An 11,588-nucleotide genomic window follows, 5' to 3' on the forward strand; every position below is an offset into this window, starting at 1 on the left:
ATGCCAAGCCGGCCAAGAAGCAGGCTGCCAAGATCATCGAGCCTATCGAACCGATAGCGCCGATCCAGTCGGCCGAGCCGCTTCCGGCGGAGGCCATGAACGTCGCCCTGACCGGCAACAATGGCGAACTGCGCAGCGAAGTCATCGGCCAGAAGAAGCCGAGCGGCGGCGGCCTGTTCGCCGGCCTTTTCGGCGGGACGTCGTCCGGCTCCTCGATAAGCTATCTTCCCGAGACGCGGGCTCTCGATCAGGCTCTCGCCAAGAGGGAGGCCAAGAAGCAGTTCAAGGTGAAGCCGGAATTCGTGCCGCAGGACGTGGAATTCACTGGTTACGATGCCGGCACCATCGTCATCGACACCAGCGCGCGGCGCCTTTACCTCGTCGAATCATCTTCCACCGCGCGGCGCTACGCCATTGCGGTCGGTCGCGAGGGCCTGCAGTTCAAGGGCACGGTCGCGGTCGGTGACAAGCAGGAATGGCCGCGCTGGATCCCGACGCTGGACATGCAGAAGCGCGAGCCGAAGCATTACGGCCAGTATAAGGACGGCATGCCTGGCGGTGGCCAGAATCCGCTCGGCGCCCGCGCCATCTATCTCTATGACGGCAAGAAGGACACGCATCTGCGCATCCACGGCACCATCGCGCCGCAGTCGATCGGAACCAGCGCCTCTAATGGCTGCTTCCGCATGATCAACGAGCACGTCATGGACCTCTACAGCCGCGTCAGGGTTGGCACCAAGGTCGTCATCATCTGACGTTTTCGTCATCCTGCCGAAAGGGGCCGGCTCAGCCGGCCCTTTTGTTTTGCCCTATTCACGATCCGAGCGCCTTCTTGGGAAAAAACCTTCGCGGTGGTTTTTTCTCTGGCGGAATCAATCCGGCCGCGTTAAGCGATGACTCCCATGGCGCGATATGTATTCATCACAGGCGGCGTGGTTTCCTCACTTGGAAAAGGCATTGCCGCAGCGGCCCTTGGGGCTCTCCTGCAGGCGCGAGGCTATCGCGCACGCATCAAAAAACTCGATCCCTATCTCAATGTCGATCCGGGGACGATGTCGCCGTACCAGCATGGCGAGGTTTTCGTCACCGACGATGGTGCGGAAACCGATCTTGATCTTGGCCATTACGAGCGCTTCACAGGCCGCTCCGCCAACCAGCAGGACAACATCACCACCGGCCGCATCTACAAGAACATCATCGAGCGCGAGCGGCGCGGCGACTATCTCGGCGCCACCGTGCAGGTCATCCCCCACGTCACCGACGAGATCAAGAATTTCGTCCTCAACGGCAATGACGACTATGATTTCGTGCTGTGCGAGATCGGCGGCACGGTCGGCGACATCGAGGCGATGCCGTTCCTGGAGGCTATACGCCAGCTCGGCAACGACTTGCCGCGCAACAATGCCGTCTACGTGCATCTGACGCTGATGCCCTATATCCCGACGGCCGGTGAGCTGAAGACCAAGCCGACTCAGCATTCGGTCAAGGAACTGCGCGGCATCGGCATCGCGCCGGACATCCTGCTGGTCCGCGCCGACCGCGCTATCCCCAAGGAAGAGCGCAGAAAACTGTCGCTGTTCTGCAATGTGCGCGAAAGTGCCGTGATCCAGGCGCTCGACGTGCCGCATATCTACGACGTGCCGATGGCCTATCACAAGGAAGGGCTCGATTCGGAAGTCCTGGCCGCCTTCGGCATCGATCCGGCGCCGAAGCCGCGCATGGAGCCGTGGCAGGCGGTGTCCAACCGCATCCACAATCCGGAAGGCGAGGTGACCATCGCCGTTGTCGGCAAATATACCGGCCTCAAGGACGCCTACAAATCGCTGATCGAGGCGCTGTCGCATGGCGGCCTGGCCAATCACGTCAAGGTCAAGCTCGACTGGATCGAATCGGAGATCTTCGAAAAGGAGGATCCGACGCCGTGGCTGGAAAAGGTGCATGGCATCCTGGTTCCCGGCGGCTTCGGGGAGCGCGGCTCGGAAGGCAAGATCCTGGCGGCGAAGTTCGCGCGTGAGCGAAAAGTGCCGTATTTCGGCATCTGCTTCGGCATGCAGATGGCCTGCATCGAGGCGGCGCGGTCGCTGGCCGGCGTCGAGCATGCGTCTTCGACCGAGTTTGGTCCGACCGAGGAACCGGTCGTCGGCCTGATGACCGAATGGCTGAAAGGCAACATGCTGGAGAAGCGCCGCGAAACCGGCGACCTCGGCGGCACGATGCGGCTCGGCGCCTATCAGGCCGAGCTCGCCAAGGGTTCCAAGATCGCCGAAATCTATGGCGACACGCAGATTTCCGAGCGCCATCGCCACCGCTACGAGGTCAATGTCGACTACAAGGAGCGGCTTGAGGATTGCGGCCTGGTGTTCGCCGGCATGTCGCCCGACGGCGTGCTGCCGGAAACAGTCGAGTATCCCGACCATCCCTGGTTCATCGGCGTGCAGTATCATCCGGAACTGAAAAGCCGGCCGCTCGAACCGCATCCGCTGTTCGCCAGTTTCATCGAGGCGGCGGTGGAGCAGAGCCGGCTGGTGTAGCCGGTCGGCCATGCAGACCTATGTCGCGCTGCTTTACAGCATCATTCTGGGCGAGGGCCGCCGGGTCGTCATGGCCGACCTCAAGGCCATGGCGGAAGATCTCGGGCTGAAGAACCCGCGAACCCTGGTGGCGACCGGAAATCTGGTCTTCGAGGCGCCGGCAACTGATATTGCCGACCTTGAACAGCGGCTGGAGGCAGCCTTCGAAAAAACCTTCGGCCGCCATGTCGACATCATCGTGCGTGGTGCCGAGGACTGGCTGAAGCTTGCCGCCGGCAATCCGTTCCCGGCCGATTCGGCCAAAGCAGGCGATCAGGTGGCCGTACGGGTGATGCGCAAGCCTGCGCCCGTGGAGGCCGTGACGGGGCTCCAGGCCTATGCCGGCGAGGATGAAAAAGTGACTTCGGTCGGCGGCGACATCTGGGTCGTCTTTTCGCGCGAGAGGCCAAGCTCGCGGCTGCTTGCGGCGATGAATCACAAGCGCATGGGCACGGGCACGTCGCGCAACTGGAACACGGTGCGCAGATTGGCCGAGATGCTCGGGTAGGTTTTGGGGCGGCTCTCGCCGCCCCAAAATTCACCTTGTCAGGCCTTCGCGGTCCTGGCGCCGGCGCCCAAAGCGGCGGTGCGCAGCACGTAGTAGATGATGCCGGCGATCGCCACGCCGAAGAACCAGCCATAGACACCCCACCAGGACGGCAGCCAGTTGGTGAAGTTGGGCAGGATCGACGAGAAGATGGCGCCGATGCCGGCGGCGATGAAGGCGTTGACGTGCCAGCCGCCCTGGAAGCGGAATTCGCCATCTTCGCGATAAAGCGCCTCGACGTCGACCTCACCCTTCCGGATCAGGTAGTAGTCGACCATCATCACCCCGAAGATCGGCCCCATCGTCGCGCCGATGATGTTGACGAAGGAAGCCGCACTGCCTTCCCATGGCGCGAAGGGATAGAGCAGCAGGGCGATCACGGCCGCGATATAGCCGCCCTTCTTGAAGTCGATCTGCCTGGGAAAGACATTGGAGAAGTCGAAGGCCGGCGAGACGAAGTTCGCCACGACGTTGATGCCAAGCGTCGCAACTGCAAAGGTCAGGGCAGCAAGGGCTGCCAGGAACCAGCTGTCGAATTTCGCCGATATCTGGTCGGGATGCAGCAGCACCTCGCCATAGACGTCAAAGGCGGCAATGGTGGTGACGCCGGCCACCAGAGAAAACAGGATCAGGTTGATCGGCAGGCCCCAGATGTTGCCCTTGCGCAGCGATGCCTTGTCAGGCGCGTAACGGGCGAAATCGCAGAAATTGAGATAGAGCGCCGAGAAATAGGTGACCCAGATCGCGGCCACCGCAAACAGCGAGGTCCAGGAGCCAGGCGTGCCGGGCACGCCCGCATCCTTCGTCTTGTCCAGCAGCACGTCCATCGGGATGTCGCTGGTGAAGGCAAATCTCCCGGATTTGACACAGAGATAGATCGCCAGGATCAGCATCATCACCCACACCGCGGGGCCGGCCCAGTCCTGGAAGCGGCGGACCGTTTCCATGCCGTTCTGGATGATCAGCAATTGCAGCCCCCAGATGACCACGAAGCAGATCACCTCCAGGCCGGTATGACCGAGGAAGTGCGTGCTGGCGTTGAAATCGGCGAACCATTGCGTGCGGATCAGCAGCGCCACGATCGCGCCCGAGGCGGCGGCAGTCTGCGCGCCGTACCAGAAGCAGGCGACGACGGCGCGCACCAGCGCCGGTATGTTGGCGCCCCAGATGCCGAAAGAGGCGCGGGCAAGCACGGGGTAGGGCACGCCCGTCTTCACGCCGGCATAGCCGACCATGTTCATCAGCGCGTAGATGATCAGCGAGCCGATGCCTATGGCGATGATGAAATTGACGAAGCCGCCGCAGAACAGGAACAGACTGGCGGCAAGATAGTAGCCCCAAAGGCTGTGGACGTCCGACGTCCAGACGTTGAAGATCGAGAATGGTCCCCAGTTTCGAACTTTGGCCGGAGCCAAATCCTCGTTGTACAGATCAGGTGAAGCACCCTGTATCGTCATGGCAATGTTCCCCTTTTGCAGCACGCGCCCTCACGCGTTGGCCGCGTGCAGGTTAAGCCTGCCGCCGGGGAACCGACAAGCAACCTATTTGCCGGCTTTGGCCTTAAAGATATTCAATGAGAACTGCGATTATCGATGCAAGGCGATGGTGGGTCATCGCTGGACCACGGATGAGTCGAGGTTCGACGCGGGGATTCCAATCTGAAGCGGTGGCTCCCGACATTTTCGGTTGGGGGGCATCTAAGCGATTGCCATCACCTGCTTGTGGTCCGCGACTTCGGCGAGCAGCCAATCCTGAAACAGACCGGTGCCTGGCTTGTTGCCGATGCTGCGACGCTGATGCAGGTAAATGCCGGCCGGATAGGTGTGGCGGGCACGGAACGGCGCGACCAGCTTGCCTTGCTGCAGAAAATCTTGCGCCATCATCGTGTCCGCAAGCGCTATTCCGGCGCCATTGATCGCTTCGCGCATGATCAGGGTGCAATCATCCAGTGTTGTGCTGGATTTTGGCGTCGTTTCCAGAACGCCTTCCTGCTCCAGCCAACGCTTCCATCTCATGGTTTCGCATTCATGGATCAGATGATGATTGACCAGATCGGCCGGCGATCGCAGCGGCACAGGCCCCTCCAGAAGCGAAGGCGCACAGACCGGCGTCAAAAGCAGCGGGATCAGCAGCGTCAGAGCCGGACCGGCCTTGTAGACGAACTCGTCGACAATGGCCAAATCGAAGTTGGCGCGCTTGCCTGAAGTGGAGATCTCCAGATCCACCGACGGATGCAACCGGCGAAAGTTCGGCAACCGGTCCGCCAGCCAAAGGTTCAGAACGGTGGGCACGCACAAGACCCGGACACGTTGGATCTTGCCGTGGCGCGACCCCTCGGAGAGGCTGACGTCATCGGTGGCGCGCCAGATCGCTTCGAACGCCTCCGAGAGGCTGCGCGCATAGTAGGAGCCCCTTATGGTTGGCGTTATCTGGCGAAAACCGCGTTCGAACAGGTCCTGGCCAAGATTTCGTTCAAGCGCGCGGATGTGCCGGCTGACAGCCGAGGGTGTCAGATGCAGTTCTTCCGCCGCGTCCTTGACGCTGCCAAGGCGAGCGGCGGCCTCGAAAGCGCGCATGCCATTGAGTGAGGGAAGGGCCATTGGCCGATCATGAATTGCCAGTTGAGTTTTTGTCAATCGACATGGGCAGAATTCGCGTTTGATCGCCTGCCCTGTTAGGGGATACCCAGAAGACAAGAGCAATTAAGTCGTCTCAAGAAAGCGACTATTTGGGGACCGGCATTATACCACGAACGGCGGAGACCGGCTTGACCAGTCTCCACCGGGGTGAGCGAAGCGTTGCTCGCGACCCGGCTGGTATTGCCGCAATCGGAGAGAGCGCCAGCCTATGCCTCAATCGCCAGCGCCGGTTTTCGAGGCCGCGGACGAGATTTCCTCGGAAGCCTCCGTCGTCGTGATCTTGCAAACTGCCCAAACAGGCTTCGGCCCGCGGGCGTCCACCCTGGATGCCGAGATGGGCGGGATTCTCTCGCGCGCCTGCTCCGACCCGGCCGCCTTGATCGAATCCGGCACCTGCATCGATCTTATTGCCCCGCAGTCCGTATCGACCAAGCGCGTGGTCGTCCTGGCCCTGGGCAAAGCTGAAGCCGTAACCACCCTGTCACTGGCGCGCGCCGGCGGTCTGCTTGCCGCGCATCTCGAGGGCAAGGGGGAATGCGCGCCCACCCTGGTCCTGGACCCGATCGCCGGCGTTGACCTGCCCGGCGCCGAAATCCTGGCGCGTGTCGCGCTTGGCATGCGGCTACGCCGCTATCGTTTCGATATGCGCAACCGGCGGCAAGGGGCGGGAGCGGATAGAACCTTGCGGGTGAAACTGGTAGGGGCTCGCGGCCCGGATCTGACAGCGGCGCTGGCGCGGATCAATGCCATCGCCGACGGCGTCGAATATGCACGCACCCTGGTCAACCTGCCGCCGAACCACCTCCATCCCGACAATTTCCACGATCATCTTGAGCCCCTGCGTGAAGCCGGCATCGACATCGAAATGCTTGATGCCGCGCAACTGAAGGAGCTCGGCATGAACGCGCTTCTTGCTGTCGGATCGGGCTCGGCACGCCCGCCGCGGGTCGCTGTCCTGCGCTACCGGGGCAAGGGTGCTCCCGCCCAACCACTCGCTTTCGTCGGCAAGGGCGTCTGCTTCGATTCGGGCGGCCTCTGCATCAAGGGCGGAGCGCAGATGTTCGACATGAAAGCCGACATGGGCGGAGCGGCCGCTGTGGTCGGCCTGCTGATCGCGCTCGCCCGGCAAGGCAGCCCGGTACACGTTGTCGGTGTTCTCGGCATTGCGGAGAACATGCCATCCGGCACGGCGCTCAAACCGCGCGACATCATCACGACGGCGTCCGGACAGACAGTGGAAGTGTTCGACACGGATGCGGAGGGACGCCTGCTTCTGGCCGACTGCCTCCACTATGCAGCCACGCGCTTCAACCCTTTAGTGATCGTCGATCTGGCAACGCTGACCTATTCGGTGACGCGTGGGTTGGGGTCGATATTCGCCGGCCTGTTCAGCACCGACGATGCCATCGCGTCACAGATGATCGCGGCCGGAGAAACGGTCGGCGAGCGGTTCTGGCGGCTGCCGCTCGATCGGGCCTACGACGAGGGCCTGCAATCGCCGTTCGCGGACCTGCGGCATCATGCCAAGGATATGGAAGATGGCGATGCTCCCTATGCCGCAGCCTTCCTGCGCCATTTCACGGAAGATCGCCCCTGGGTGCATCTCGACATCGCCAGCAAGGAACTGACCGACACCGATCGGCCGCTCGGCAGGCAAGGTGCCACGGCATTTGGCGTGCAGATGCTGGAAGAGTGGGTGCAGGTCACCCGTAACATGAGTTAGGGCGCCTGCCGCCGCGGACGATAAAAGTACCTTCAATCGCACTGGGAATTGGGATGTCATCTGAGATCATCGGCACGGAAGGACGGGCCGCTTTCGGCGCCTACGAGACCTGGTATCGGGTCAGTGGCGAACTCGGCGGCGAAAAGGCGCCTGTGGTGATCCTGCATGGCGGCCCGGGCGTCGCCCACAATTATGTCGATGCCTACAAGCTTCTTGCGCGAAGGGATCGCGCCGTCATCCACTACGACCAGTTGGGCTGCGGCAATTCCACCTTGCTGCCTGAGAAAGGTGCCGATTTCTGGACACCTGGGCTGTTCATCGACGAGCTTGAAAACCTCGTCGACCACCTCGGCATTCGGAGAGGCTTCCACGTGCTCGGCCAGAGCTGGGGCGGTATGCTGGGCGCCGAATATGCCGTGACGCGGCCGCAAGGCCTGAAATCGCTGACCATAGCCAACTCACCGGCTTCCATGAAACTGTGGGTCGAAGAGGCCAACCGGTTGCGTGCGGATCTGCCCGCGGATGTGCAGGAGACCCTGACCCGGCACGAACAGGCCGGCACGACGGACGATGCGGCTTACCAGGCTGCGACGATGGTGTTCTACGAGCGGCATGTCTGCCGGGTCGTGCCTTTCCCGCCCGAAGTCACGGAAAGTTTCGCCCAGGTCGTGCGCAATCCGACCGTCTATAATCTGATGAATGGGCCAAACGAGTTCCATGTCATCGGAACGCTGAGGAACTGGAGCATCGTCGAGCGCCTGCCGGCCATCGATGTTCCCACACTGATCATCTCCGGACGTCACGACGAGGCCACGCCCGCGACCGTGCAGCCCTATAAGGACGGCATCAAGGGGTCTCGCTGGGAGATATTCGAGCATTCCAGCCACATGCCGCATGTCGAAGAGCAAGATGCGTGCATGCGGGTGGTGGGAGACTTCCTGGACCACAACGATAACTGAAAAAAGGGGAATCAAGACATGAAGAAACTGCTTCTGGCGGCAACAGCCGCGGCATTGCTGGCCGGTACATGGCTGGCCCCGGCACAGGCCGAATATCTCAAGGAGCACCGAGGCGGCACCATCCGCCTGCTGGCCCGCTCCGCGGCCGGAACGCTCGATCCGCACATCAATTACACGGACCAGGGCTGGCAGATGTACCAGCCGATCTATGACGGCCTGGTGGCCTTCCGCAAGGCCGAGGGCATGGACGGCTTCACCATCGTCCCCGATCTGGCCGAGGCCCTGCCGCAGGTCAGCAATGACGGCAAGACCTTCACCTTCAAGCTGCGCAAGGGCATCAAGTTCTCCAGCGGCCAGGATCTTGGCGTGAAGGACGTCGTCGCTTCTTTCCAGCGCATCTTCAAGGTTTCCGGACCCACCTCCGGCACGTTCTATGCCGGCATCGTCGGGGCCGACAAATGCCTGGCCGACACCAAGAGCTGCACGCTGGAAGGCGGCGTTGTCGGCGACGAAGCGGCCGGCACCATCACCATCAACATCACCAAGCCGGATGCCGAGCTGCTCTACAAGCTTGCCTTGCCGCATGCCGTGGTCCTGCCGGCGGACACGCCCGCTGAAGACATGGGTTCCAAGCCCATTCCCAGCACCGGCGCGTACATGATCTCCGCCTTCGACCCGAACAAGGGCATGACGGTTTCCCGCAACCCCAATTTCAAGCAGTGGAGCGAAGAAGCCCAGCCGGACGGCTATCCGGATGTCGTCCAATATGATTTCGGCCTGTCCGAAGAGGCAGCCGTCACCGCGATCCAGAACGGCGAAGCGGACTGGATGTTCGACGCTCTGCCCAGCGATCGCCTGGGCGAACTGGGTAGCAAGTCCATGGACCAGCTGCACATCTCGCCGCTTTCGGCTTGGTGGTACGCGCCGCTGAACAACCGTCTCGCACCCTTCGACAATGAAAAAGCCCGTCAGGCCGTTGCCTATGCGATCGATCGCAACACGCTGGTCAAGCTGTTCGGCGGCAAGGTGCTGGCTTCGCCGGTCTGCCAGGTCCTGCCTCCGGACTTCCCCGGCCATGAAGACTATTGCCCCTTCACCAAGAATCCGGGCGCCAAATGGTCGGCCCCCGACCTCGACAAGGCAAAGCAGCTCGTTGAGGACTCCGGCACCAAGGGCCAGAAGGTGACCATCATCGTCGAGGACACCGCCATTTCGCGCTCCATCGGCGTCTATCTGCAGAGCGTGCTGACCAGCATCGGCTATGTCGCCGACGTCAAGCCGATCTCGTCGAACATCCAGTTCACCTACATCCAGAACACCAACAACAAGGTGCAGATGTCCGTCACCCAGTGGTACAAGGACTATCCGGCGGCTTCGGACTTCCTGAACATCCTGTTCAGCTGCGCCTCTTTCCGCGAAGGTTCGGACGCCTCGATCAACATCGCCGGCTTCTGCGACAAGGAAATCGACGCCAAGATGCAAAAGGCATTGGACCTCGGCGTCACCGATCAGAAAGCCGCCGATAAAATGTGGGCTGAAATCGACAGGCAAGTCACCGACAAGGCACCTGCGGTCGGCCTCTTCACGCCGAAGCGGCTTGACTTCGTCAGCAAACGTCTTGGCAATTTCAAGTTCAACCGGCAGTTCAACTGGATGATCACCCAATCCTGGGTACAGTAATGGCCTGGGTGCAGTAACGAACCGCGGAGGGGCACGTCCGTGTCGAACGTAGCTGTCGCCGCGCCGCGCAAGACGCGAGGGCCCTGGGCCGTCGCGTTTGCGAAGCTGGCAAGGGACAGGGCTGCCATGGCGTCGCTGGCCGTGTTCCTCCTCATCGTCCTTGCCTGCCTCAGTGCGCCTCTTTATGCGAAATGGGCCGGCGTGGACCCCTTCGCCTCGACGCTCGACGCCGTCATCCAGATCGACGGCGTCGACGTTCCGGTGATGGAACAGTCGACTGAGGGGCTCGGGCTTGGCTACACACCGCTCGGCCCGACCTGGCGGCTGGGCAATTACTTCCTCGGCGCCGACAGCCAGGGGCGCGATGTCATGGCCAGGATGCTCTATGGCGGGCTGAGCTCGTTGCTGATCTCCGGAGCAGCCACCATCTTCACCCTGATCCTGGGCACGGCGGCGGGATTGATCGCCGGCTATTTCGGCGGCGTCACCGACACGGTGCTGTCGCGCTTCCTCGACATACTGTGGGCGTTCCCCATTTATCTGCTGGCGATTTCGCTCTCCATCGTCACCATCGCGCATGGCATCACGATAGGACCGATCCAGATCGAGTCCGGCAGTCTGTGGCTGCCTGTCATCATCATCGGTATCGTCTACGTGCCCTATGTGGCTCGTCCGATACGCGGGCAGGTTCTGGCACTGCGCAAAAGCGAATTCGTGCTCGCCGCGATCAATCTGGGCGTGCCGGGATGGCGCATCCTGTGGCGCGACATCCTGCCCAACGTCACCACGACGCTGATCGTCTTCGTGCCGCTGATGATGGCGCTGAACATGCTCACGGAATCAGCCCTTTCCTTCCTTTCGATCGGCGTGCAGCCGCCGGCCGCGAGCTGGGGCACCATTATCCAGGACGGACAGGCGCTGCTCTACACCAGGCCACTGGTGGCGCTGGTGCCGGGCCTGGCGATCGCGGTTTCCGTCATGGCGCTCAATGTCTTCGGCGACGGTCTGCGCGACGCGCTCGACCCGCGCTCCAAGGTTCGGCTGGGGCGCGACTGATGATCTACGCAATCCTGCGCCGGTTCGGCCAGATGCTGTTCGTGATGTTCGGCATCTCGGTCATCGTCTTCCTGATTTTCTTCGCAACGCCGGGCTCCGATCCGGCGGCGCGCATCGCCGGCCGCAATGCATCGCCCGAAGTGCTGGAGGCGGTACGCCACAGCTTCGGCTTCGACCGGCCGCTCTACGTGCAATATGTGACGATGATGGAGAAGATCTTCGTCACCGGCGATCTGACCTCCTTCGTCAATCGTGGCTGGAAGGTGGTGCCGGCGGTCATGGATTCGATCCCGGTCACGCTCTCGCTGGTGTTCGGAGCGGCGATCCTGTGGGTGGTCGTCTCCATCATCATCGGCATCGCCGCCGCCGCCACGCGCGGCAGCTGGCTGGATAAGCTGCTGATGGCGCTAGGGC

Annotated in this window: 10 protein-coding genes; 8 read left to right on the plus strand and 2 right to left on the minus strand. The window is 62.1% G+C overall.

The window, feature by feature from the left end; translation table 11 throughout:
- The 3 genes from EN955_RS30670 to EN955_RS30680 all read left to right on the plus strand — a co-directional run.
- A partial coding sequence (locus EN955_RS30670; RefSeq protein WP_164769929.1) for a L,D-transpeptidase occupies positions 1 to 755 on the plus strand: 755 nt, incomplete at its 5' end.
- A 147-nt stretch (positions 756 to 902) separates the two neighbouring features.
- Positions 903 to 2,531 (plus strand): CTP synthase, encoded by a 1,629-nt coding sequence (locus EN955_RS30675; RefSeq protein WP_024503331.1) that lies wholly within the window; start codon positions 903 to 905, stop codon positions 2,529 to 2,531.
- A gap of 10 nt (positions 2,532 to 2,541) precedes the next feature.
- The gene (locus EN955_RS30680; protein ID WP_024503330.1) at positions 2,542 to 3,078 is read left to right on the plus strand and encodes a DUF1697 domain-containing protein; all 537 of its coding nucleotides are present in this window, start codon (positions 2,542 to 2,544) and stop codon (positions 3,076 to 3,078) included.
- A 38-nt stretch (positions 3,079 to 3,116) separates the two neighbouring features.
- On the opposite strand, the gene EN955_RS30685 is transcribed toward EN955_RS30680, so the two are convergent.
- Positions 3,117 to 4,574 carry an NCS1 family nucleobase:cation symporter-1 gene (locus EN955_RS30685; RefSeq protein ID WP_024503329.1) on the minus strand — a complete coding sequence of 486 codons (1,458 nt, stop codon included), beginning with the start codon at positions 4,572 to 4,574 and terminating at the stop codon, positions 3,117 to 3,119.
- A gap of 240 nt (positions 4,575 to 4,814) precedes the next feature.
- On the minus strand, positions 4,815 to 5,717 hold the full coding sequence (locus EN955_RS30690) for a LysR substrate-binding domain-containing protein (RefSeq protein WP_024503328.1): 903 nt from the start codon (positions 5,715 to 5,717) through the stop codon (positions 4,815 to 4,817).
- 247 nt (positions 5,718 to 5,964) lie between these two features.
- Here EN955_RS30690 and EN955_RS30695 point away from each other — a divergent pair, with 247 nt between their 5' ends.
- The 5 genes from EN955_RS30695 to EN955_RS30715 all read left to right on the plus strand — a co-directional run.
- A complete protein-coding gene (locus EN955_RS30695) occupies positions 5,965 to 7,479 on the plus strand; it encodes a leucyl aminopeptidase (RefSeq protein WP_024503327.1) in 1,515 nt (504 codons plus the stop codon).
- Between the two features lie 53 nt (positions 7,480 to 7,532).
- On the plus strand, positions 7,533 to 8,438 hold the full coding sequence (locus tag EN955_RS30700) for a proline iminopeptidase-family hydrolase (RefSeq protein ID WP_024503326.1): 906 nt from the start codon (positions 7,533 to 7,535) through the stop codon (positions 8,436 to 8,438).
- Between the two features lie 18 nt (positions 8,439 to 8,456).
- Positions 8,457 to 10,118, plus strand: a complete 1,662-nt coding sequence (locus EN955_RS30705; protein ID WP_024503325.1) for an ABC transporter substrate-binding protein — start codon at positions 8,457 to 8,459, stop codon at positions 10,116 to 10,118.
- A gap of 39 nt (positions 10,119 to 10,157) precedes the next feature.
- A complete protein-coding gene (locus EN955_RS30710) occupies positions 10,158 to 11,174 on the plus strand; it encodes an ABC transporter permease (RefSeq protein ID WP_013531726.1) in 1,017 nt (338 codons plus the stop codon).
- Positions 11,174 to 11,588, plus strand: a 415-nt coding sequence (locus tag EN955_RS30715) for an ABC transporter permease (protein ID WP_164769930.1), incomplete at its 3' end; no start/stop codon positions are given. The genes EN955_RS30710 and EN955_RS30715, both read left to right, overlap by 1 nt.

This window comes from Mesorhizobium sp. M7A.F.Ca.CA.001.04.2.1 (genome assembly GCF_003998485.1).
GTDB lineage: Bacteria > Pseudomonadota > Alphaproteobacteria > Rhizobiales > Rhizobiaceae > Mesorhizobium > Mesorhizobium ciceri.